Below are 22,144 nucleotides of genomic sequence, written 5' to 3'. Positions count from 1 at the left end.
TTCTTGAAATAAGAAGGATGGTGGGACGTCGCTTTGCCGTCCCCACCCGGCTTCGGCTGCGCCTCAGCCACCCTCCCCCGCAGGGGAGGGAGAGGTCAGTGAGGCGTTACGCCGCCTGGGCGGTTCGGCGCATGCGCCAGAAGCGCAGGGTGCGCAGCGCCGCGTCGCGGGTCAGTTCGCCGTAGAGGCGGCCGTAGGCGGCGGCCTTGCCCATCGGATTGTCTTCCGACCCCAGGATGGCCACGGCGTAGGTCAGATAGACGGCCCGGTCCATGTCGGCCGCCTTGCAGACCACCGACAGGGCGTCGAGATCCTTGCGCTCGACGATGCCGCGCGCGGTGTGGAAGTCGATCTCGGCCAGCTTCGACAGGGCGATCAGGAACTGGGTCTTGGCGTTGGAGCGCAGGAAGCGGATCAGGGTCTGGGGTGTCAGTTGCCCGGCCGCCTGAAGCTCGTCGATATAGGCCAGGTTCTCGACGTAGTCCGCAGGCAAGGAGCCGTCGTGGGTGGCGACGCGGGTTCGGCCGGCGGTCAGCGCCGCCTCCAGCAGGGCCGGGTCCATGCGGGCGTTCTGTTCCAGGATCTGGTGACGCAGCCGGGCCTCGACGACGAAATACATTTCGTTCAGCAGGTCGGCGGGCAGGCGTTGGCGCTCGACCGTGGCGGCGTGCAGGGCCGGATTGGCCTTGGCGCGTTCGACGGCGGTTTCGGACGCGGCGCGCGACAACCGGGCGCCGTCGTTTCGCAGCAGGGTGTCCAGCGTGTGGTCGTCGCCGTGTTCGACGATTTCGTCCGAGACGGCCTCCGACACGGTCGCCCGGCCCGAGACGGCGCGCAGATGGCCCTGGCTGCGCTTGCGAACGATCTGGATCAGGTCGTCGTCGGTCAGCACGGTGGAGGCGCGCAGCACCTCTTCGGCGACTTCGATCTCGTCGTCGGCGAAACGTCTGATCAGGCTGTGGGGTGCATTGGGGGCGTGGGCGAAGCGCGCGGCCAGTTCGGCGCGAACCGCGACTTCCATCTCGTCGGACAGCTTGGCCAGCACGGCGCCGTAGAGCACGTTCTCATTGGCGTTGGGGGCGGGCACGCCGAAGAAATGCTCAGTCAGTTCGCGCAGAAGCAGGCGGCGCTTCTCGCTGGACTCCTCGCTGGCCAATCCAATGAGTTCGGGCAGGCGCGAGCCCTCGATCACGGCGGGTTCGATCACGACAGGATCGCTCATGGCAGATTGTCGGCTTCAGTTTGGGGCACGGCGCGCAGGGAGCCGTTGGCGTTGCGGATCAGGGCGGGCGGTCCATCCGGTTGGGCCAGATCACTGGACTGCGGCGTCTGGGCCATCTGGACGGGCAGGGCGTCGAGGTAGGTCTGCTGCGGCGCGGGGATGGTGTCGGGATGACGGCCCGCCTGGCGGTGGACCGAGTAGTAGCGGGCGCTGTTGTCGCCGGCAGTGGGCGCTTGGGCGGCCTGATCGCTGGCGGCGACGGCGGCGGCGTCCACGGGCACGCCGGCCTGGGGGCGTTGTAGGCGGTAGATGGGGGCGTCGCGGCGCGGGGCCATCGGGTCGGCGACCGCCGCCTGAGCCGGTTGGGGCGCGGGTTGCGGCTCGGCCTGCGCGGCCTGTTGCGGGACGGGCGCAGGTTCGGCCTGCATCTGAGGTTCAGGCTGACGCTGAGGGTTGGAAGGTTGCGGCTCCGGAACGTAGGGCGAGGGCGCGACGCGCGTCGCCTGCGCCGGGGCGGTGTCTACGGGTGCGGCCCCTACGGGCGCACTATGCGCGGGCTCGGCCTGTGTCGGCGCGCGCTGGGGCATCCAGGCGCTGGCGGGCGTCAGACCGTTGCTGCGCGGCGTCGTGCCGGATCGCGCGGGCGACAGGCGGGCCAGGGGCATGGCGCCGGGCAGGGTGCGGTTGGCGGCCGATACGGTCGGCGACGGCGCTTCGGCCTGGGTCACGGCGAGCGTAGGGGCGGGAGTCGCGCGCGCTCCGGCGGGCGGCTTGCCCGGCCAGGACAAATAGCGCAGGCCCGAGGCGTTGGTCGGCGCCTGTTGCGCCACGGCGGCGCCGGCCGCCAGATTGACGGCGGTCAGGACGATCGAAACTGCGAGGGCGCGGCGCATGGCGGCTCTCCGGAGAGGAATTCCAGCGCGCACACTAGGGATCGACCCCTTAATCCCGCGCTAATGTGAAGCCGGGAGTCGATAATGACTGGGTGTCAGCCGCGACCGGGCAGATAGTTGTCGGTGAAGGCGTCGCGCCAGTTCAGACCGGCCTCGTAAACACCGGCCTTGGAGGTCACGTCGAAGAAGGCCTGCCAGCGGTCCTCGGTCAGGGCGCCCAGGCCGTAAAGCGCCGCGTCGCCGCCATCCACGATGGCGTAGTCGCGCAGCTTGTCGCGGGCCTGATCCAGCACAGCCTGGGTCATGTCCGGGTTATCCTTGCGGATCAGGGCGTCGGCGGCCGAGGCGTCGCCCCGGATATAGTCGCGCCATCCTTCCGCCGAGGCGGCGATGAAGCTGCGCAGCGCCGCCGCATTGTCGCGGGCGAAGGCGTTGGGCGCCAGGACCATGGCGGCGTAGGAGGGATAGCCCTCGTCGGCCAGCAGGAAGACGCGCGGGTCGAAATCGGCTGCCTGTGCGATGGCGTAGGGATCGCTGGTCAGATAGCCCTGCTGCACCGCCCGCGCATTGGCGATGAAGGCGGCGGGATCGTAGGCGAAGGGGCGCAGTTGTTCGTCGGTGAAGCCGTATTTGGCCTTCAGCCACACCCAGAAGGTGCTGATCCCGGCCTCGGACAACAGGAAGGGCCGGCCGGCCAAATCGGCGATGGTCTCCAGCGCCGCGTCGGGATGGGCCATCAGGACCTGCGGATCCTTCTGGAAGAAGGCGGCGACCGCCTTCACCGGCGCGCCGGACGCGACCAGGTTCAGGGGGATGAAGCTGTTGGAGCCCATGCCCAGCTCGACCGCGCCCGAGGCCAGCAATTGCGGCACGTTCACGCCGGGGCCGCCCTGGATGATCTGGACGTTCAGCCCGCGCTTCTCATAGGCCCCGCTGGCGAGCGCCTGATAGAAGCCGCCCTGTTCGGCCTGGGCGCGCCAGTCGGTGGCGAAACGCAGGCGCACGCGGCCCTGTTCGTCGACCGGCGCCTCGGCCCGCCCGCAGGCCCGAAGCCCGATCGCCCCCGCCGCCACAGCCGCCCCGCCCGCGATCAGCGCACGGCGACGGGTCAGCAGGCGATTCCCCAACAAGCTCATGCCCCTGACTTACGGGGCGATAGGGGCCTTGGGAAGGCGGGGCGTCAGTCGGCCGCGCTGTCCGATGTCGGGAAGGCCCCGTCGCCGGGACTGTGGGAAAGGACATAGCGGACGGGCGCGACACAGCGAACGCCCGCCTCGAACCCGGAGTCGGCCCGGCTGGTCTGAACCACGCGAATGCCGCCTTCTCCAAACGCGGCTGCGGGTTGGGCGTCGATGACACCCACATTGCCGATTTGACCCCATGTGGCGAAGTCGAATCGCACGCGGGCCCAGCCCTCGATCCCGCGATCCCTGAAGGCCTGAGGGTAGGTTTCCGGCGTCGCGCGCGCCTGGAAGCGCGCACCGACTTCGGGGGGGCAGTTCTGCAGCGGATCGTCGCTGGTTTGCTGCATCACAGGTGCGGGCAGATTTTCGCCGTATCGGTAGAAGTTGAAGACGCAGCCTTTCAGCGGCGCTCCGTTCTCGACCACGGTTTCCGACACGGCGCGTCGCGTTTCAGCATCAAAGGCCGTGTCGCCGGCCGAACCCAGGGTCTCGACATTGACGGCGCGTCCATCGGCATCGACGCCCCAGCGAACGACCGTCCAGGATCGACCGCCTGGCGGCGGACGCTGTCCGATCTTGTAGTCCGGATAGCTGACGGTGCGGGGCGCGCGACCGCCTCTGCGCTCTCCTCCGCAGTTGGCGTCTGGCCCGGCGAGACGAGCAGCCACGGCGTCGCGGATAGGACCGCGCGTTCGCGTGACCGCGAAATAGCGCAGCAGATCGCCTGTCGTCGCCTCGATGAAAGGCTTGGCCGTGTAACGAATGGTCATGATGCAGTCGCGACGAGGGCCATCGAAGCGCCAGGCGGCGAGGGCGGCCTGTTCATGTTCTGAGCCAATGCCGGTGGGGATGATGATCGGGCTGTTGGAGGGCGTCGCAGTCCGGTCCGCACGAATGTCGAAGGTGCGGCCCGTGTCATCGACGCTGAAAGACAGGGAGACGGACGTTCGGTCGGGGCGAGACGGGCCGGTGGTTTCCACGCGGAGATCGTCGGAAAAGGTAGGCTGAACCGCCTGGCCGTCACATTGAATGTCGGTCGTGGGGATCAAAAACAGGGCCTGCTCCGGCGATGTCGCACTATGAGGGCGAACGACCGGCGCTTGCGCCCACGCGGGCGCGGTCGTTGTCAGGGTCAGGCCGAGGCCGAACAGGATCGCGCGCATGGGTGTCTCCGTCTGCACTCCATGGGTGCATCTGGCGCGGCGGCTGTCTAGCGTGATTTCGTGAAGTTAGAGCCCAATTGAGCGAGGGGACGAAGCGTTCGGGCGGACCCGTCAGCTTCGTCCCCTCGCCAAGTCCGGGTTGGACTTGGCCGTTCGGGTCTGGACCTTGGCGTCAGCGTCGTTTCGGGCGAACCCGAAAGGGCGGTCTGCTGTATCCTGTCGCGCTCCTGGTCTTCGGCGTCCCACGGTCTTGCGACCGCGTCGTCCGTCGATCCCGATCCGGTTCTCCTGTCTGCCGTCGATCCGAAGACCGTCGAAGACCGGAGCCTGGATCCCGCCTGTCGCACGTTACGATCCGAAGATCGCCCGAAGCGCCGGGTCGGAGAGCCGGGCCGGTTCGCTGGAGGTCCAGGTCTCCCTGGATTTCCGCTGCCCCGTGTCCCTTGGCCTGTTGACGTTCGGACGAAACCGGCTATGAGGCAAGCGTCCGAACTCGCCCCGATGTGCGTCATTGGCCCGGCGGCGGTGGACAAGCCTGTGAACATCGGTGGACGGATCAAATTCGCGATTGCGGATCAGCGACTTGCCTTGTCCACAGAAACCCGGCGATAGAGGCTTATGTTCGGTGTCGGACACATTGCGTTGCAACCGTGCGGCGCGCTTTGGGTTCTGTGAACGACGGACAAAAGTCCTTGGGGGAATTCGTTGTCCAGCTCCGGGTCTGACCACGCCTTGTCTATCGGTATCAATCGCAGCCAGTTGGTCCAGATGTTCGCGCATGCGCCGGGGTTCATGGCGCTGCTGACCGGGCCGGAACACCGGTTCGAGTTGACCAATCCGAACTATCAGAAGGTCATCGGCCACCGCGAGGTGGTCGGGCGCACGGTGGCCGAGGTGCTGCCCGATGCGGTGGCGCAAGGGTATCTGGATCTGCTGGACCAGGTTTACCGCACCGGCGAACCGCACCAGGCCGAAAGCGCGCGCTATGCCGTTCAGGCCGAACCGGGCGGCGAGGTGGTGGAGCGTTACCTCGACTTCGTCTACCAGCCGCTGAAGGATGCCCAGGGTCAGGTCTGGGGCATCTTCGTGCAAGGGATGGACGTCTCGGATCGCCATCGGGCGGACCAGGCGCTGGCGCTGAGCGAAGCGCGATACGGCGCCGTGTTCGAGGCGATGGCGACGGGCTTCTGCGTCATAGAGATGAAGTTCGACGCGGCCGATCGTCCCGTCGATTACAGGATCGTCGAGGGCAACAAGGCCTTCGAGGAGATGACCGGCCTGGTCGACCCGTACGGCAAATGGGTCAGCGAGATTGCGCCGGGGTTGGAACGGCACTGGTTCGAGCTTTACGGCGGGGTGGCGCGCACGGGCAAACCGGTCCGGTTTGAGAACCCGGCCGACATCTTCGGTCGCTGGTATGACGTGCAGGCGCTGAGGATCGGCCAGCCGGGCGCCTGGCAGGTCGCCATCCTGTTCAACAACATCACCGAGCGAAAGCAGAGCGAGACGCGTCAGAACGCGCTGCTGGAGCTGAACGACGCGATCCGCGACCTGACCGACGCCGGCGACATCGCACAGGCCTCGGCCCAGGTTCTGGCCCGCACCATGGGCGTCAGCCGGGCGGGTTACGGGACGGTGGACACGGTTGCCGAGACCATCACCATCGCGCGCGACTTCAACCAGCCGGGCGTGAGCAGCATCGCCGGCGTCCTGTCGTTCCGCGACTACGGGTCCTATATCGAGGACATCAAGCGCGGCGAGACGGTGGCGATCGACGACGTCGCCCTCGATCCTCGCACGGCGGATACGGCCGAGGCGCTGAGGGCCATCAGCGCCGGGTCGTTCGTCAACATGCCGCTGATGGAACAGGGGCGGGTCGTGGCGATGGTGTTCGTCAACCATGCGACGCCGCGCCATTACACCGACAGCGACCTGCGGCTCATGCGAGAGGTGGCGGAACGGGTGCGCTCGGCGACCGAACGCGCGCGAAGCGAGGCGGCCCTGCGCGAGAGCGAGGCCCAGTTCCGGGTCTTCGCCCAGGCCACGCCGATCCAGATCTGGGCCAGTTGGGCGGACGGGTCGCTGTATTGGTTCAACCCCCAGGTCTATGCCTATACGGGCGCAAAGCCCGGCGATCTGGACGGGCCGGAGGGCTGGCTGGTCAATCTGCATCCTGACGATGCGGAGCGGGCGACGGCGGAATGGTCGGCAGCGCTGGCCAGCGGTCAAATCTACGAGACCGAGTTCCGGGTTCGGCGTCACGACGGCGTCTATCGCGCCTTCCGAATTCGGGCTGAGCCTGTTCACGACGAAGAGGGTCGGATCACCCGCTGGGTCGGCTCCAACACCGACATCGAAGACCTGCGCCGCCAGTCGGCCGAATTGGCGCGGTTCAACGAGACGCTGGAAGAACAGGTCGCCGAGCGCACCAGCGCCCTGATGCAGGCCGAGGAGGCGCTGCGCCAGAGCCAGAAGATGGAGGCGGTCGGACAGCTGACCGGCGGCATCGCCCACGACTTCAACAACCTGTTGGCCGGCATCAGCGGCAGCCTGGAACTGATCACCAACCGGATCGCGCAGGGGCGTCATGCCGAGGTGGAGCGGTTCACGGTGGCGGCGCAGGGGGCGGCGAAACGCGCGGCGGCCCTGACGCACCGTCTGCTGGCCTTCTCGCGGCGTCAGACCCTGGATCCCAAGCCGACCGATCCCAACCGCCTGATCCGCGGCATGGAGGATCTGGTGCGGCGCACGACAGGGCCGGGCATCGAGGTCGAGGTGGTCGCCGGCGCCGGCCTGTGGCCCGTGCTGATCGACGCGCACCAGCTGGAAAACGCGGTGCTGAACCTGTGCATCAATGCGCGCGACGCCATGCCGAGCGGGGGGCGTCTGACGATCGAGACCGGCAACCGCTGGATCGACGCGCGCACGGCCAAGGCCCAGGATCTGGAGCCGGGCCAATATGTCTCCATCTGCGTCAGCGACACCGGCACGGGCATGGCGCCGGAGGTGGCGGCGCGCGCGTTCGAGCCCTTCTTCACCACCAAGCCGCTGGGCGAGGGGACGGGCCTTGGCCTGTCGATGATCTATGGCTTCGTGCGCCAGTCGGGCGGGCAGGTGCGGATCTATTCCGAGGCGGGCGAGGGGGCGATGGTGTGCCTGTATCTGCCGCGCCACTTCGGCGAGGTGGACGAGGCCGATCTGATCCCCGAGGTCGAACAGGCCCCTCGCGCCCAGGCCGGCGAGACGGTCATGGTCGTGGACGACGAGCCGACGGTGCGGATGCTGGTCGCCGAAATCCTGCATGAACTGGGCTATCAGTGCATCGAGGCGTCCGACGGCGTGGCGGGGCTGAAGCTGCTGCAATCGGGCGCGCGGATCGACCTGTTGGTCACCGACGTGGGTCTGCCGGGCGGGATGAACGGGCGTCAGATGGCCGATGCTGCGCGGATCGATCGGCCTGATCTGAAGGTGCTGTTCATCACCGGCTATGCCGAGAATGCGGTGGTCGGCAACGGGCACCTGGATCCCGGCATGCACGTCATGACCAAGCCCTTCGCCATGGAGGCGCTGGGCAGCCGGATCCGCGAGCTGATCGAAGCGAGCTAGAGCCGGGCGTTCAGCCAGGTGCGGATCGCCTTGCGGGCGCCACGCGCGGCCGGGCCGCCGAAATGCAGGAAGCCGTGCGGGGTCTCGGGCACGCGGATCAGGTCGGCGCCCGACGCTTCGCCCCAGCGCGTGGCCATCAACAGACTGTCCTCGAACAGAGGGTCCTGTTCGCCGGCGAGGAACAGGGCGGGCGGCAGGCCGGTCAGGTCGGCGTAGAGCGGTGAGACGTCGGGCTGGCGTAAGGCCGCCTCGTCGCGATCCGGCGCCAGTCGGGCCAGATCGGCCTGCATCGTCGGGCCGTTGAACAGCAGGGTCTCTGGTCCCGCAGAGCGCACGCTTTCGGTGCCCGACAAATCAAAGACGCCGTAGGTGAAGACGCAGCCCTTCACCAGATCGATCAGCCCCTGGTCGCGCAGGGCGACGGCGGTCAGGGCGGCCAAATGCCCGCCGGCGGATTCGCCCGCCAGAAACAGGGTCGAGGCGCCCAGTCGATCGACATTCGTGACCGTCCAATAGGCGGCGGCCAGACAGTCGGCGATGGCGGCGTCGATATAGATCTGGCGCCGTTCGGACAGCAGGCGATAGTCCACCGAGACGACGCAGAAGCCGTGATGCGCCAGATGGGCGTTCAGCCGGTCGTTCAGCCCGGCGCTGCCCAGCACCCAGCCGCCGCCGTGGATGTCCAGAATGACGGCGCGCGGCGTGCCCGTCGGATGCAGGATGCGCAAAGGAACGGGGTGATCGCCGTCCGTCTGAACGATCTCGACCGTCACGCCGCGCTTCCTGAGACGCGGCGTGGTGACCCGCCCGGCGGCCGCGTCCAGCCACAGCGAAAGCCGCTGGCCCGCATCGATCCGCCAGCCGTCGGTGCGCAGACGCGGCGCGCGCGCGAGGACGGCGTTGATCCGCCGCACCGCCGCCTGCTGGGGCGGGGCGAACTCGACGAGGTGGCTGCGCAGGGTCATGAAGCTTGAGTGTGCGGCGGCGGGTTTGGTTTCAAGAGGGACTTGCCTCTCTCACACTTCGTCATCCTAGGCCTTGTGCCTAGGATCCGTACGCTCGGTGTCTGACGGGGCGTATCGCTTCTTCGACGGAGTCTATGGATCCTCGCCACAAGGGCGAGGATGACGAATCTGAAGTTGGCTCAGGCTGGTATGGCTGACCGGACGATCCGATGAGCCCTATGAATCTATTACCCGGCCAGGGCCGCCTTCTTCTCTTCCAGCTCCAGCCATTCCAGTTCGGCGGATTCCAGCTCGGCGCGGGCTTTCTCGGCGGCCTTCATGGCGGCGTCGAAGGCCTTGGGGTCGCGGGCGTAGAGGCCGGGGTCGGCCAGGGTCGCATCGTGTTTGGCGATGGTCGCGGGCAACGCATCGATCAGGGCTTCCAGCTCCTTCAGGCGGTGGGCGTCCTTGAAGGAGAGTTTGGCGGTCTTCTTGGGGGCGACGGCGGGCGGGGGCGCCGCGGCGGCGCGCTGGGCGGCGGCCTTGTCCTGGGGACGGGGGTTCGAGCCGGGCTGAAGGAAGCCGGGGTTCTGGCGGATGAAGTCGGTCCAGCCGCCGGGGGTCTCGACGATGTCGCCGCGTCCGTTCAGGGCCAAGGTCGAGGTGGACAGCCGGTCGATGAAGTCGCGGTCGTGGCTGACCAGGATCAGGGTGCCGTCATAGCCCTCCAGCAGCTCTTCCAGCTTGTCCAACGTGTCCATGTCCAGGTCGTTGGTCGGTTCGTCGAGGATCAGCATATTGGCCGGCTTGGCCAACGCCCTGGCCAGCAGCAGGCGGTTGCGCTCGCCGCCCGACAGGGTCGAGATCGGTTGGCGAAGCTGGGCCTCGGAGAACAGGAAGTCCTTGGCGTAGGCGGCGACGTGTTTGGACACGCCGCGCACCAGAATGCTGTCGCCGCCGCCCGGCGTCAGGGCGTCCCACAGTGTCATGTCCGACTTCAGCCCCTCGCGCGACTGGTCCAGATAGACCGGCTCGAGGTTCGCGCCCATGCGCACCGTGCCCTCGTCGGGCGCCAGTTCGCCCAGCAGGGTCTTGACCAGGGTGGTCTTGCCCGCGCCGTTGGGACCGACGATGCCCAAACGGTCGCCGCGGATGATGCGGGTGGTCAGGTCCTTGAACAGGGTGCGGCCGTTGAAGCCCTTCGAGACATGCTTGATCTCGGCGACCAGCTTGCCCGAGGTCGAGCCGGAATCGACGCCGAGATAGAGTTCGCGCGGCACGTCCTTCATCTTCTCGGCGCGTTCGGCGCGAAGCGCCTGAAGCGAGCGCGCCCGGCCCTCGTTGCGGCTGCGGCGGGCGGTGATGGAGGAGTAGAAGGTGGCGGTCTCGCGCTCGATGGTCTTGGTCAGGCGGCGCAGGGATTCGGCCTCTTCCTCCAGCACCTTGGAGGACCATTCGTCGAACTCGACGAAGCCCTTGTTCAGGGTGCGGACCCGGCGACCCTCAAGCCAGTGGACGGTGTTGGTGACGCGGTTCAGGAAGGCGCGATCGTGGCTGACGACCAGCAGGGCGAACCGGGCCTGGATCAGCTCGTTCTCCAGCCGTTCGATGGCCAGGATGTCGAGGTGGTTGGTCGGCTCGTCCAGCAGCAGCAGGTCGGGTTCTTCGGCGAAGGCCTTGGCCAGGGCCGCGCGGCGGGTTTCGCCGCCAGACAGGCCTTGGGTCGACTTCGCCGGATTCAGGCCGAAGGTCTCCAACCAGCTTTCGGCCGTCCAGGTCTCCGCCTCGCCCGATGACGCATAGTCCAGCAGGGTCCAAGAGCGAGGCGTGCTAGTGAGCAAGGGGTGAGCGGAAGATGCGGATGTCGTTGCGCTCACCTCGCGCTCACTAGCACTTTTCACCCATCCAGGCGGGGGGCTGAGATCCGGCTCCTGCGGCACATAGGCGAAGCGGACGGCGGACTGGATGGAGCGGTCGCCGCTGTCCGGCTCGATCAGGCCCATGACGACCTTCATCAGGGTGGACTTGCCCGCGCCGTTGCGCCCCACCAGGGCGGCGCGGCTGCGCGGTTCGACCGCAAGGTCGACGCCGTCGAAGAGGGGGCGCTGGCCGTCCTGAAGACGGACGTCCTTGAGTGCGACGAGAGGGGGTCTGGCTGCCATGGGCGGCCATATAGAGGAGGGGAAGGCCAACCGCCATCGACGTTGACGGTTAGCGGCCGACACGGTGTAGTTCGTGCGCGGTTTGCACGCGGGGGATGCAGGGATGGATATGACGTCGAACGGGCGCGGGGGCGTGCCAGAACGCAGGCCGGGGCGGATCTTCTATCTGCTGGCCGCGCTGCCGGCGATCTGCGGGATCGTCGCGATGGTCGTGCTGCTGGCGACGAAACTGCCGGCGCTGGACGACGGGCTGGAGCAGATCGTCGTGCCGGGCGGCCGCGATCTGGCCTTGAAGCCGGGCGACCACACGGTGTTTCTGGAATACCGCAGCGTCGTCGATGGGCGGGTCTATGTCGTCGAGGACGTGAGCGGACTGGCGGTGAAGGTCCAGGCGGCGGATGGAAAGGCGGTGCCGACGCGGACGCCAGGAGCCAGCTCGACCTATACTTTCGGCGGGCGCCAAGGGCAGTCGATCCAGGCGTTCCGCATCGACAGGGCCGGGACCTATCGCGTGTCGGGGGATTACGACGGCCGTGATGGACCGCAGGCCGTGATCGCCGTGGGGCAGGGCTTCATGACCGGGATGTTCGTGACCATCCTGTCGGCGTTGGGGGCGTTCTTCGGGGGCATATTCCTGTCGGTCATCGGCGTCGCCTGGGTAGCCTGGAGTCGACGGCGGACGCCGCGCTGACCTTGGCCATGGCGATGGATTGACAGTTACCGTCCGGTTGGTATGTAGCGCGGATGGATAGCACCACACGCCGTCGCGCGCCTGACGACACCCGCGCCGAGATTATCGAAAAGGCGCTGGAGGTCGCCGCCGAGCTGGGTGCGTCAGGCTTTACGCTGGATGCGGTGGCGGCGCGGACGAGCGTCAGCAAGGGCGCCTTGCTGCATCATTTCCCCAGCAAGATCGCGCTGTTGGAAGGCATGGTCGATCATCTGGGGCGGATGCATACGGACACGATCCTGGCTGAGGCGGCGCGCGATCCCGAACCCTATGGCCGGAATGCGCGGGCCTATCTGAGGGCGACGGTCAATGAGCCAGTGACGCCGCAGGACGTCAGCATCGGTCGGGTCATCATGGCCGCCTGCGCCATCGATCCGGCGTTGGCGCAGCGTTGGAACGGCTGGATCGACAAGGTGAAGGTGGACGATCCCAGCGATCCGGTCGGGGCGGACGACGCCCTGATGCTGAGGCTGATCGCAGACGGGCTGTGGATGTCGGACCTGTTCGGCACCCATGCGGTGTCGTTGGAACAGAGACAGGCGCTGTCGCTACTGACGCCCGGCCATTCGATCACGGCGAACGACGCGTGAGTCTCGTGACGTGGGCCGCGTTGCTGGGCGCCATCGCGCTGGAAGTGGCGGGCACGACGATGCTGCAGGCCTCGCAGCAGTTCACGCGGGCCTGGCCCACGGCGGGGATGGCGGTCTGCTACGGCCTGGCCTTCTATCTGCTGTCGATCGCCCTGAGGCAGATGCCGGTGGGGATCGCCTATGCGATCTGGAGCGGGCTGGGGGTGGTGCTGATCTCGGTGATCGGGACGGTGGTGTTCCGCCAGCGGCTGGACCTGCCGGCGATGGTCGGGCTGGCGATGATCGTCGGCGGAGTGGTGGTGATCAACCTGTTCTCCAAGACGGTCGGGCATTGATTGAATCCTCCCCTGCGAAGCGGGGGAGGGGGACCGCGAAGCGGTGGAGGGGGCGAAGGCGCGCGCCGCATCGACCCTTTTCACACCCAGTCCGTTTCCGCCCCCTCCACCACGCTAAGCGCGGTCCCCCTCCCCCGTGAACGGGGGAGGATCTAGAGGGATAGAATAAATTCGGCGACGGCGTCTGGGTCGTTCAGGACGGCGGTGGCGGGGATGCGGATCGTGCGGACATCCTTGTCGGCAAGCCAGGCGTCGCGTCTGGCGTCGCGGGCGAGGTCGTGCTGCTGACCGTCGATTTCGATGCAGAGGCGGTCTTTGGTGCGGTAGAAGTCCAGGATGAAGGGGCCGAGGGCGTGCTGGCGACGAAAGCCGTGGCCTCGAATACGTTGCCAGATCAGGACTTCCGGCAAAGACATCGACCGGCGGAGACTTCTGGCGCGTTTTTGGGTAAGGACCGGCGCTCTCATGGAGCGTATCACCATCACAAGCTGTGCTTTTGGCAAGGGGATGCGTCGCGCGTGGTGCGGCGTCCGCCCCCTCCACCGCTTCGCGGTCCCCCTCCCCCGCAGGCGGGGGAGGATCTGATGGCGCCCTACTGGGAAACCAAGACTTTGGCCGAGATGTCGCCGTCCGAGTGGGAGGGGCTGTGCGACGGGTGCGGGCTGTGCTGCGTGATCCGGTTCGAGGACGAGGACACGGGGGAGGTCATTCCGACGCGGGTGCATTGCAAGCTGTTCGATCCCGAGGCCTGCGCCTGTTCGGACTATGCGAACCGCAAGGCCCAGGTGCCGGACTGCATCAAGCTGACGCCCGGCAATATCGAGGCGCTGGAGTGGATGCCCAAGTCGTGCGCCTATCGCCGGCTGCACGAGGGGCGGCCGCTGGCGAAATGGCATCATCTGATCTCGGGCAGTCGCGAGACGGTGCATACGGCGGGCGTGTCGGTGCGGGGGCAGACGATCTCGGAGCTGTCGCTGGCCGAGCCGGAGGATGCGCTGGATTTCGAGGCGCCGGAATGGGCGGTCGAACGGGGCCGGGAACGATAGGGTAGCACCCCCTAGCCAGCGCAACGACGCTGGTTGAAAGGCTGCGAAAACAAGCCATTAGAGAATTATGTGGGCGTTCTTCCGGCCTGAGGACGCTGGTCCGCTATGGTTTGGGCATGACGGGAAATCAGGACGACGAAGAGGGCGGCTCCGGCGGCGCGCACGAAACGGCTGCGTCCTGCGCCGGGTGGATGGAGCCCCTGTTCCTGATGATGAAGGCCAAGATCGAAGAGACGGCGAAGAGCGTCTGCGAGACGGACGTCAAGGACGCCGCCGTCGCCGAGAAGGTCGCGCGCCAGATCGGGGTGATCGCGCGTGCGGCCAAGGCGGTCGAGGCGATGCGACTGCTGTGCCTGAGCGACAACGAAGAGGACGAGATGGGTGGACGAACCTACGACCCCGCCGAGGACGAGCGAATCCGACAGGAACTGGTCGTCGAACACGCGCGGCTTGATCGAATTCTGGAAGAGAAGAACGCCGAAGCTGCTGAAAGAGCGCGGGCTAAGGCTGCATCGCAATCACTGTCGGCTGGCGAAGCATCAGTTTCCGCCGACTGACGACGACCTGAAGACCTGGCTGCTGTTGGGCGGCCGGGGATCGGGAAAGACCTTCGCCGGGTCGGTCTGGATCGACATCATGGCGCGAGAGCTGCCCGGCATCACCCTGGCCCTGGTCGGACCCGCCCTGCATGACGTGCGCGAGGTGATGGTGGAGGGGGCGTCGGGGATCAAGGCGCTGGCGGAGCCGGGCGACCGGCCGCGTTGGGAAGCGGGGCGGCGTCGGCTGGTGTGGGGCAATCAATCGGCGGCCTATGCGTTCTCGGCCGAGGATCCCGACAGTCTGAGGGGGCCGCAGTTTGATGCGGCCTGGGCGGACGAGTTCTGCGCCTGGCGACGGCCGGAGATGGTGCTGTCGAACCTGAGATTCGGACTGCGGCTGGGGGCCTCGCCGCTGCTGGCGGTGACCACGACGCCCCGGCCGATCCCGGCGCTGAGGCGGTTGATGGCCGAGGCGGGGACGGTGACGGAACGGGCGGCGACGGCGCTGAACGCGCAGAACCTGTCGCCCGGCTTTCTGGCGCATCTGAACGACGTCTATGGCGGGACGCGGCTGGCGGCGCAGGAACTGGAAGGCGTGGTGGTCGAGGGGGAGGGTGCCCTGTTCCGCATCGCGGACCTGAAACGGGCCAGGGGCGCGCGGCCGGTGGAGCTGGACCGGATCGTCGTGGCGGTCGATCCGCCGGCGACCGCCACCGGAGACGCCTGCGGCATCGTGGTCGTGGGGCGAAAAGGTCGCCAGGCCTTCGTACTGGCCGACCGGACGGTGCAGGGACGCTCGCCCCGGAGCTGGGGCGGGGCGGTCAGCGCGGCGGCGCACGAGTTCGGCGCGCACGAGGTGGTCGCCGAGAGCAATCAGGGCGGCGACATGGTGCGCTCGGTTCTGGCCATCAGCGCGTGTCCTTGCCGGATCGAGATGGTCCACGCCTCGCGGTCCAAGGCGGCGCGGGCCGAGCCGGTGGCCCTGCTCTATGAACAGGGGCGGGTGGTCCACTGCGACGCCTTCCCAGCGCTGGAGGAGGAGATGCTGGCGCTGGGCAGCGAGGGCGGACCCAGCCCGGATCGCGCCGACGCCCTGGTGTGGGCGATCACGCGGCTGATGCTGGGGCCGCAGTCGGCGGGACCGCGATTGCGGGGATTGTGACGAACCTTTCCCTCCCCGTTGCGGGGAGGGTGGTCGCGAAGCGACCGGGTGGGGGCGGCCCGGCAGGGGCGCACGGATTGATCGCGCGAGGTTAGTGATGGGTCGCCTTGCCGTCCCCACCCGGCTTCGCCTGCGGCTCAGCCACCCTCCCCCGCGGGGGAGGGAGATTTTTGTGACAGGAGAGACGATATGCCGGCCATTCCCGAGCGGGACGGATTGCTGAACCATGGGCGCGACGCGGGCGGGCCGGCGAGGCGCGCGGCGGCGGTGACGCCCAGCGATACGGCCGATCTGACGACCTACGCCAAGGCGCTGTATGTGGGCGGGGCGGGCAATGTCCGTGTGCTGACGGTCGGGGCCGAGGACGGGGACGCCGTGACCTTAGCCAACCATCCGGTGGGGTGGTTGCCGGTGCAGGTGCGCCGGGTGCTGGCGACCGGGACGACGGCGACGCAGATCGTGGCGGCCTTCGACTGATGTCGGGTCTCGAGATCGGAGCGGCGGGGGCGGCGCCGGGTGGGGTTTTGGGGAGGGCGCGGTTCTCCGTGCCCGACCTGCCCGTCTGGTCGGCGGCGGTCAGGGCCATGCAGGCGGGCGGGCGCGAGGCGCGGCTGCTGTGCATCGGCGACAGCGTGACCCAAGGCTATGGCGCGGTCTCCGGCGGCTGGACGCCGAACGGTCGGGCGGGCGCCTGGCCCGAACGGCTGGCGGCGATGATGAGCGGGCGGGGCCTGCCGGCCTCGGCGGCGTCGGTCGCGGGCGCCGGGGCGGCGGATGGGGCGAGCGGGGGTTACCCCGCCTATGATCCGCGCGTGACCCTGGGCACCGGGTGGGGCGTCAACGCCCTGACCGGGATGGGCGGCAAGCTGTTCTCGGGCGCGGCGTCGTCGACGGGCGTGTGGAGCTTTCAGCCGGACGGGCCGGTCGATCGGTTCGACCTGTGGGCCGTGACCAATACGGCGCTGGGGGTGCTGACGGTCGAGACGGACGGCGCAGTGCGGGCGACGGTAAGCACCACCAAGGCGGCGTCGATGGAGGTCACGACCGTGGCCTTTCCCGACACAGCCGGGCCGGTGAGCGTGCGCTGGGCCTCGGGCGGGGCGGTGTTCATCGCGGGCGGGGTCGCGTGGCGGTCGGACGTGCGTCGGGCGCGGGTGATCAATACGGGATGGGCGGGGCACGGATCGCGGACTGGATCACGACGGATCAGCCGTACCGGGCCTATGGGTCGATCCCGGCGGCGGCGCCCGATCTGTCGGTCGTGTGCCTGACCATCAACGACTGGAACGCGGGGACGGCGGTCGCGACCTACAAGGCCGGGCTGGGGACGTTGGTGGATCGGTGCCTGACGACGGGGGACGTGCTGCTGATGACCGGATGTCCGTCGGACCCGTCCCAGGGCAAGGCGAGCTATGCCGCGCAAGCCGCGTTGCGGGACGCGGTGTTCGAGGTGGCGGCGACGCGAGGGCTGGCGGCGCCCATCGACGGGACGGCCCTGTTCGGCGGCAGTTTCGCCGGCGGGCTGATGTTCGATTCCGTCCATCCCAATGCGGCGGGCCAGGCGAGGATCGCCGAGGCTGTGCGAGCACGCGTGATGATCTGAGGTTGTCGCGCGCTCTCGCGCGGTGGTAACCGTGGCGGATGGGGGAGCGGTTCTTCGGGGTGCAGGCGCTGCGGTTCGCGGCGGCGACGGCGGTGGTCGTCACGCACGCCGTGGATCTGGCCGGGACGCGGCTGGGGCTGGAGACGGCCCTTACGCACGGTAATTTGGCCAGCGGGACGCTGGAGAATTTCGGCGCCGTGGGCGTGGACGTGTTCTTCGTCACCAGCGGCTTCATTATCGCCACGACGACGCAGGGTCAGACGGGCGTGGGCGCGGCCGGGGCCTTTCTGTGGCGGCGGTTTCGGCGGGTGGCGCCGATCTATTGGCTGCTGTCGCTGCCGATCCTGATCGGGATGGCGCGGGGCGGGACGCTGAGCCCGGACGTGGCGGCGGCGACGTTTCTGTTCTGGCCGTTCAGCGGACTGGAGATGACGTTTCCGGCGCTGGGGCCGGGATGGACCCTGTGTTTCGAGATGCTGTTCTACGCCGGGTTCGGGCTGGCGATAGCGGGCGGGCGGCGGGTCGGCTGGGGTCTGGTCGGGACCTATGCGGCGATGCAGGCGGCTGGGCTGGTCGTGGCGGCGCCGGTCCTGAGGTTCTGGGGCGCGCCGATCATTCTGGAGTTCCTGCTGGGCGTGGGGATCGCCTGGGTGTGGCGGTTCGCGCCGGGTCGGGCGGGGCTGTGGGCGGTCGGTCTGGCGATGCTCGGGTTCGGGCTGGGCCTGGTGGTCGGCTATGGTGGCATCGACGATGTGCGCGCGCTGAACGATCCGTGGAACGGGTTGAGGCGGGCAGCGGTCTGGGGGCTGCCCAGCGCCCTGCTGGTGTTCGGCGTGGTGCGGATGGAGCGGACGGACCGGGCGCCGTGGCGGCTGGCGCGGGCGGCCACCTTCATGGGGGATGCGTCCTATTCGATCTATCTGGTCCATGTGCTAGTCATCCGGGCGCTGGCGCGGATGTTCGAGAGCGGGATGGTGGCCCTGCCGGGGGATGCGGTGGTGGCGGTGACGGTGCTCGCCAGTCTGGCGGCGGGGGCGGTCGTCCACGTCTGGATCGAGCGGCCGCTGTTGCGGCTGATGACGCCTTCAAGACACCGCCCCTTGTTTCACACGCCGTCATCCTAGGCCTTGTGCCTAGGATCCATAAACACCGGACTTGAGCGGCGAGCACCGTGAGTATGGGTCCTCGGGACAAGCCCGAGGATGACGAAACTAAAAGGAAGTCGACACGATGGTTTCGATCCGGTGGCCGTTCGGTCAGGCGGGGCGCGTGGGCGCGCCTGAGGGCAAGGAAAGCCGGGCGGGCGGGGTGATCGCCTTGTCGGGGGTGGGGCGGCCGCGGTGGACGCCCAACGACTACGCCAGCCTGGCGCGCGAGGGGTATCAGAAGAATGCGGTGGCCTATCGCTGCATTCGCATGATCGCCGAGGCGGCGGCGGCTGCGCCGTTTGCGGTGTTCGTGGACGGGGCGCGCGACGATGCGCATCCGCTGGCGAAACTGATCCGTCGGCCCAATCCCGAGCAGTCGGGAGCGGAGCTGATGGAGGCGGTCTATGGCGCGCTGCAGGTGTCGGGCAACGCCTATGTCGAGGCGACCGGCGATGCGGATGGAGATGGGGCGCCGGACGAGCTGTGGGCGCTGCGGTCGGATCGGGTGAAGGTGGTTCCGGGCCGGTCAGGCTGGCCCGAGGCGTGGGATTATTCCGTAGACGGACGGTCGGTGAGGATCGGGCGGGCGGCGGATGGCTGGGCGCCGGTGATGCACCTGAAGCTGTGGCACCCGCTGGACGACTGGTACGGGCTGTCGCCGCTGGAGGCGGCGGCGCAAGGGGTGGATGCGCACAATGCGGCCGGCGCCTGGAACAAGGCCTTGCTGGACAATGCCGCGCGGCCGTCGGGGGCGCTGATCTATGGGGCGAGGAACGGCGAGCGGCTGACGGACGGGCAGTTCGAGGCGCTGAAGGATCAGCTGTCGACCGTCTATGCCGGGGCGACCAACGCCGGGCGGCCGATCCTGCTGGAGGGCGGGATGGACTGGAAGCCGCTGAGCCTGACGCCGGCGGAGATGGATTTCACGGCGGGCAAACATGCGGCGGCGCGCGAGATCGCTTTGGCGTTCGGGGTTCCGCCGCAGCTGCTGGGGATCCCCGGCGATGCGACCTACGCCAACTATCGCGAGGCCAATGCGGCCTTCTGGCGTCAGACGGTGATCCCGCTGGTGAAGAAGGCGGCGGGGGCGATGACGGGTTGGCTGGGGGAGCGGTTCGCGGGGTGCGAAATCCGGGCGGACCTGGATGCGGTCTCGGCGCTGCAGCCCGAGCGGGACGCGTTGTGGGCGCGGCTGGAGGCGGCGAGCTTCCTGACGGACGAGGAACGTCGGCGGATGGCGGGGATGGGGGCATGACCGAACATCAAATCCGGCGCGTGCCGACGGCGCTGCTGATCGCCGTCGTGGTGCAGACGGTGGGCGGCCTGGTCTGGGCCGGGGGCGCCGCAGCGCGGATCGCGACGCTGGAGCAGAGGGTCGGGGAACAGAGGCTGGTCGCCGAACGGTTGGCGCGGCTGGAGGTCCAGGGCGAGGCGACGGCGGCGGCCGTGGAGCGGATCGAGCGTAGGTTGGAGGGCGGGGCGTGAGTGGTGAATCGCGAGTGGTGACTCGGCAGACGCATTCACGAGTCACAGTTCACCACTCACCCCTGCAAATCGAAGGCTACGCCTCGCTGTGGGGCGTGGCGGATCTGAACGGAGACGTGGTGCAGGCGGGGGCGTTTGCGGACAGTCTGGCCAAGACGGGCGCGGCAGGGGTGCGGATGCTGAACCAGCACGATGCGCGGGCGCCGGTCGGGGTCTGGGAACAGATCGTCGAGGATGCGCGCGGCCTGTTCGTGCGCGGCCGGATCGAGGACTGGTCGGCCGAGGCGCGGTTCGCCGGGGCGCTGAGCCGGGCCGGGGCGCTGGACGGGCTGTCGATCGGCTACCGCACGGCCCGGGCCCGGCGTCAGGGACGCTTAAGGGTGCTGAGCGCGGTCGAGCTGTGGGAGGTGTCGCTGGTGACGTTTCCGATGCTGCCGGGCGCGCGGTTCAGGGTCGTGACCGAATGACGGCTTTCGACCCTGACCGACGTTGTCATCCAAACGAACGGTGTTCATGATCTTGGAATGAACTGGTTCGCGATTATCGCTGGGCTAACAGCCTCGCTGACAGCCAACTCCGCACTCGGACTGTCACCCCAACCCCATCCTGCAGTGGGTGAGGAGCATGAGGTCATCATCTCCTATGTGACTTCCAAGCAGGGTAGCGATGGCTCCTCCAGTAGCTCAAGCGGACAAGACGTTCTGCTGGAGCGGGTGATCGCCGTCAGTAACGCCGGGCTTGAGTTGGAATTCGATCTACCGAGTGACGCAACCGCTGAGGATAGGGCCCGGGACTGGAAATTTCCGGCGCGGATTCTCCAGCAATCAAACGGCGCCATCCGGCTGCTGAATGGCGATGAGCTGGATGAACGCGTCGACCGCTGGCTTAAGGCGTCGGAGATGTCGCGGGACATGTGCGGACGCTGGATTTTTACCTGGAATGCGTTTCGCATCGAGTGCGATCCGGAGTCTGTGATCGCCGATATTGCAGCCATCAACCTGCTCAACGTCAATCTGCGGGAGGGTGCAACCTATCGGCATCCCCAAACTGTCGGTTCCGGGATTTTGTCTCTCACATCCAAGGGGCCGGGCGGCGCGGTCTACTCTGTGAGGTTGGCGGTCGATGCCGACGCTGTCCGCAGGGAGCGCGCCGAAAGTGACGTGGTCGTCGGCGAAATTACGCAGAATCCGGTGACGTTCGAGGCCGCCTTCAGCGAACGTTCGAAAGAGACTGTCTCTGGAACTGTTGAGGTCACGTTTGATGTTGATGCTTCGGGGAACCCGACGCGGCGAACGGTCGTAACAACGCTGGATACGGTAAAGCCTGATGGGGTGTCGGAGAAAGATCGGCGAACCGACACAGTGGAGCGGGTCGCTTCCGGAGGGACAAACCGGTCTTGAAGCAGGTTGGCGGCTGTCCGCTTTCCACCCATAACTGACGTTAGCGGCGTCCGTTGTGGGCGCTCCATCATAGCCGAGAATGGCGGTGACGTTCCGATGCCGTCGGAGGCGCGGTTCAGTTTGGCTTGAGGGCCTGGAAGGCGCCGTTGCGGTCGAGGGTTTCGGCGAGGGTGGCCATCTGGGCGCGGCCCTTCTTGCCGTGGAGATAGCGCAAGGCCCAGCCGGCGAGCACCAGGCCGAAGATCCAGCCGACGTGCAGCACCAGGTGGGCGAACAGGATGAAGACGGCCGCCAGCGCATAGGCGCCCAGATAGACCAGGGCCAGCTGGCCATCGCGCGAGGCCGTGGGGTTGGACAGGCCGGCGATGATCTCGACCAGGCCCGGCGAGGCGGCGGCGGACGGCAGGGCGTGATCAGAGGATTTTGAGGCCGGCTGGGACGCGGGTTTGGGTTGAATTTTCGGCGTGGCCTGGGCGGCGGGTGCAGCGGCCGGTCGGGCGGGTTTTGGCCTGGGCGGGATCGGATCCGGCGCGCGCCGGGCGGGACGGAACAGGATCGAGCGGCCGCCTTCGTCGACGGTGAAGACCTCGTCGAAGGCGGTGGTCGAGAAGTCGATGTCGCGGGTGTCCTGGCCGTAGCTCTGGCCGTGCAGGGCTGTCAGCCGGCCCTGGCGCAGCTCGATCTGGAAGCCGACGGGGTCGGGCAGGCCGGCGACCATGGCATGGACGGTGCCGAACAGGCCGGTGGCGTCCGGGTTGGCGGTCGCGCGGTCCGCGTCGACGACGATCTGGGAATAGAGGCCGGCGCCGGTGTTGCGACGCAGGCCCGGCGAACTTGCGGCGACCTGGGCGCGGAGATCCGGCACGCTGTCGCCCATCTGCCAGATCATGGCGTCCATGACGGCGCTTTCGAGGGGCGTCAGGTGGGACATG

Annotated in this window: 23 protein-coding genes; 15 read left to right on the top strand and 8 right to left on the bottom strand. The window is 68.0% G+C overall.

All coding sequences use genetic code 11. From position 1 onward, the window contains the following. Window positions 1–106: 106 nt before the first annotated feature. From LG306_RS15190 to LG306_RS15175, 4 genes are all read right to left on the bottom strand, one after another. On the bottom strand, window positions 107–1,222 hold the full coding sequence (locus LG306_RS15190) for a DUF2336 domain-containing protein (RefSeq protein ID WP_404416252.1): 1,116 nt from the start codon (window positions 1,220–1,222) through the stop codon (window positions 107–109). Next, window positions 1,219–2,115 carry a hypothetical protein gene (locus LG306_RS15185; RefSeq protein WP_404416249.1) on the bottom strand — a complete coding sequence of 299 codons (897 nt, stop codon included), beginning with the start codon at window positions 2,113–2,115 and terminating at the stop codon, window positions 1,219–1,221. The genes LG306_RS15190 and LG306_RS15185 overlap by 4 nt, the downstream gene beginning before the upstream one ends. A gap of 95 nt (window positions 2,116–2,210) precedes the next feature. Beyond that, on the bottom strand, window positions 2,211–3,251 hold the full coding sequence (locus LG306_RS15180; RefSeq protein WP_404416246.1) for an ABC transporter substrate-binding protein: 1,041 nt from the start codon (window positions 3,249–3,251) through the stop codon (window positions 2,211–2,213). A 44-nt stretch (window positions 3,252–3,295) separates the two neighbouring features. After that, window positions 3,296–4,462 (bottom strand): hypothetical protein, encoded by a 1,167-nt coding sequence (locus tag LG306_RS15175; protein ID WP_404416243.1) that lies wholly within the window; start codon window positions 4,460–4,462, stop codon window positions 3,296–3,298. 732 nt (window positions 4,463–5,194) lie between these two features. Here LG306_RS15175 and LG306_RS15170 point away from each other — a divergent pair. Beyond that, a complete protein-coding gene (locus LG306_RS15170; protein WP_404416240.1) occupies window positions 5,195–8,068 on the top strand; it encodes a PAS domain S-box protein in 2,874 nt (957 codons plus the stop codon). Here the strand turns inward: LG306_RS15170 and LG306_RS15165 are convergent. Together LG306_RS15165 and LG306_RS15160 are read right to left on the bottom strand one after the other, a co-directional pair. After that, entirely contained in the window at window positions 8,065–9,033 is a 969-nt protein-coding gene (locus LG306_RS15165) for an alpha/beta hydrolase (RefSeq protein ID WP_404416237.1), read from the bottom strand. The genes LG306_RS15170 and LG306_RS15165 overlap by 4 nt on opposite strands. A gap of 227 nt (window positions 9,034–9,260) precedes the next feature. Next, window positions 9,261–11,174: an ABC-F family ATP-binding cassette domain-containing protein gene (locus LG306_RS15160; RefSeq protein WP_404416233.1), complete on the bottom strand. Its 1,914-nt coding sequence runs from the start codon at window positions 11,172–11,174 to the stop codon at window positions 9,261–9,263. Window positions 11,175–11,277: 103 nt separating this feature from the next. Here LG306_RS15160 and LG306_RS15155 point away from each other — a divergent pair, with 103 nt between their 5' ends. Genes LG306_RS15155 through LG306_RS15145 form a run of 3 tightly spaced genes read left to right on the top strand, consistent with a single transcriptional unit; the run spans window position 11,278 to window position 12,829 of the window. After that, complete coding sequence (locus tag LG306_RS15155) at window positions 11,278–11,865, top strand: hypothetical protein (RefSeq protein ID WP_404416230.1); 588 nt, start codon at window positions 11,278–11,280, stop codon at window positions 11,863–11,865. Window positions 11,866–11,918: 53 nt separating this feature from the next. Beyond that, window positions 11,919–12,494: a TetR/AcrR family transcriptional regulator gene (locus LG306_RS15150; RefSeq protein ID WP_404416227.1), complete on the top strand. Its 576-nt coding sequence runs from the start codon at window positions 11,919–11,921 to the stop codon at window positions 12,492–12,494. Then, window positions 12,491–12,829, top strand: a complete 339-nt coding sequence (locus LG306_RS15145) for a multidrug efflux SMR transporter (protein WP_137721041.1) — start codon at window positions 12,491–12,493, stop codon at window positions 12,827–12,829. The genes LG306_RS15150 and LG306_RS15145 overlap by 4 nt, the downstream gene beginning before the upstream one ends. A gap of 152 nt (window positions 12,830–12,981) precedes the next feature. Here the strand turns inward: LG306_RS15145 and LG306_RS15140 are convergent, their stop codons facing one another. Next, a complete protein-coding gene (locus tag LG306_RS15140) occupies window positions 12,982–13,245 on the bottom strand; it encodes an endonuclease domain-containing protein (protein WP_404419748.1) in 264 nt (87 codons plus the stop codon). Window positions 13,246–13,413: 168 nt separating this feature from the next. Here LG306_RS15140 and LG306_RS15135 point away from each other — a divergent pair, with 168 nt between their 5' ends. From LG306_RS15135 to LG306_RS15085, 11 genes are all read left to right on the top strand, one after another. Further along, on the top strand, window positions 13,414–13,875 hold the full coding sequence (locus tag LG306_RS15135; RefSeq protein ID WP_045810456.1) for a YcgN family cysteine cluster protein: 462 nt from the start codon (window positions 13,414–13,416) through the stop codon (window positions 13,873–13,875). A gap of 116 nt (window positions 13,876–13,991) precedes the next feature. Continuing rightward, window positions 13,992–14,432, top strand: coding sequence for a hypothetical protein (locus LG306_RS15130; RefSeq protein WP_404416224.1), 441 nt, complete (start codon window positions 13,992–13,994; stop codon window positions 14,430–14,432). A gap of 25 nt (window positions 14,433–14,457) precedes the next feature. Continuing rightward, window positions 14,458–15,576 (top strand): DNA-packaging protein, encoded by a 1,119-nt coding sequence (locus tag LG306_RS15125; protein ID WP_404416222.1) that lies wholly within the window; start codon window positions 14,458–14,460, stop codon window positions 15,574–15,576. A gap of 189 nt (window positions 15,577–15,765) precedes the next feature. Next, window positions 15,766–16,053, top strand: coding sequence for a hypothetical protein (locus LG306_RS15120; RefSeq protein ID WP_404416219.1), 288 nt, complete (start codon window positions 15,766–15,768; stop codon window positions 16,051–16,053). Window positions 16,054–16,121: 68 nt separating this feature from the next. Continuing rightward, on the top strand, window positions 16,122–16,847 hold the full coding sequence (locus LG306_RS15115; protein WP_404416216.1) for a hypothetical protein: 726 nt from the start codon (window positions 16,122–16,124) through the stop codon (window positions 16,845–16,847). After that, window positions 16,745–17,179: an SGNH/GDSL hydrolase family protein gene (locus tag LG306_RS15110; protein WP_404416214.1), complete on the top strand. Its 435-nt coding sequence runs from the start codon at window positions 16,745–16,747 to the stop codon at window positions 17,177–17,179. Before LG306_RS15115 ends, LG306_RS15110 begins: the two co-directional genes overlap by 103 nt. Before the next feature lie 38 nt (window positions 17,180–17,217). Continuing rightward, the gene (locus LG306_RS15105) at window positions 17,218–18,303 is read left to right on the top strand and encodes an acyltransferase family protein (RefSeq protein WP_404416211.1); all 1,086 of its coding nucleotides are present in this window, start codon (window positions 17,218–17,220) and stop codon (window positions 18,301–18,303) included. 106 nt (window positions 18,304–18,409) lie between these two features. Beyond that, window positions 18,410–19,582, top strand: a complete 1,173-nt coding sequence (locus LG306_RS15100) for a phage portal protein (RefSeq protein ID WP_404416208.1) — start codon at window positions 18,410–18,412, stop codon at window positions 19,580–19,582. Next, entirely contained in the window at window positions 19,579–19,812 is a 234-nt protein-coding gene (locus LG306_RS15095) for a hypothetical protein (RefSeq protein ID WP_295196260.1), read from the top strand. Before LG306_RS15100 ends, LG306_RS15095 begins: the two co-directional genes overlap by 4 nt. Window positions 19,813–19,826: 14 nt before the next feature. Continuing rightward, window positions 19,827–20,279, top strand: a complete 453-nt coding sequence (locus tag LG306_RS15090) for an HK97 family phage prohead protease (protein WP_404416205.1) — start codon at window positions 19,827–19,829, stop codon at window positions 20,277–20,279. Between the two features lie 57 nt (window positions 20,280–20,336). Further along, entirely contained in the window at window positions 20,337–21,212 is an 876-nt protein-coding gene (locus tag LG306_RS15085) for a hypothetical protein (protein ID WP_404416202.1), read from the top strand. Window positions 21,213–21,327: 115 nt separating this feature from the next. Here the strand turns inward: LG306_RS15085 and LG306_RS15080 are convergent, their stop codons facing one another. Next, window positions 21,328–22,143: a hypothetical protein gene (locus LG306_RS15080; RefSeq protein WP_404416199.1), complete on the bottom strand. Its 816-nt coding sequence runs from the start codon at window positions 22,141–22,143 to the stop codon at window positions 21,328–21,330. Window position 22,144: the final 1 nt, after the last annotated feature.

The organism is Brevundimonas vesicularis (assembly GCF_044807075.1).
Classification (GTDB): Bacteria; Pseudomonadota; Alphaproteobacteria; order Caulobacterales; family Caulobacteraceae; genus Brevundimonas; species Brevundimonas vesicularis_G.
Note: the sequence above shows the minus strand (reverse complement) of the source record. Positions and strands in the feature narration are given on the sequence as shown.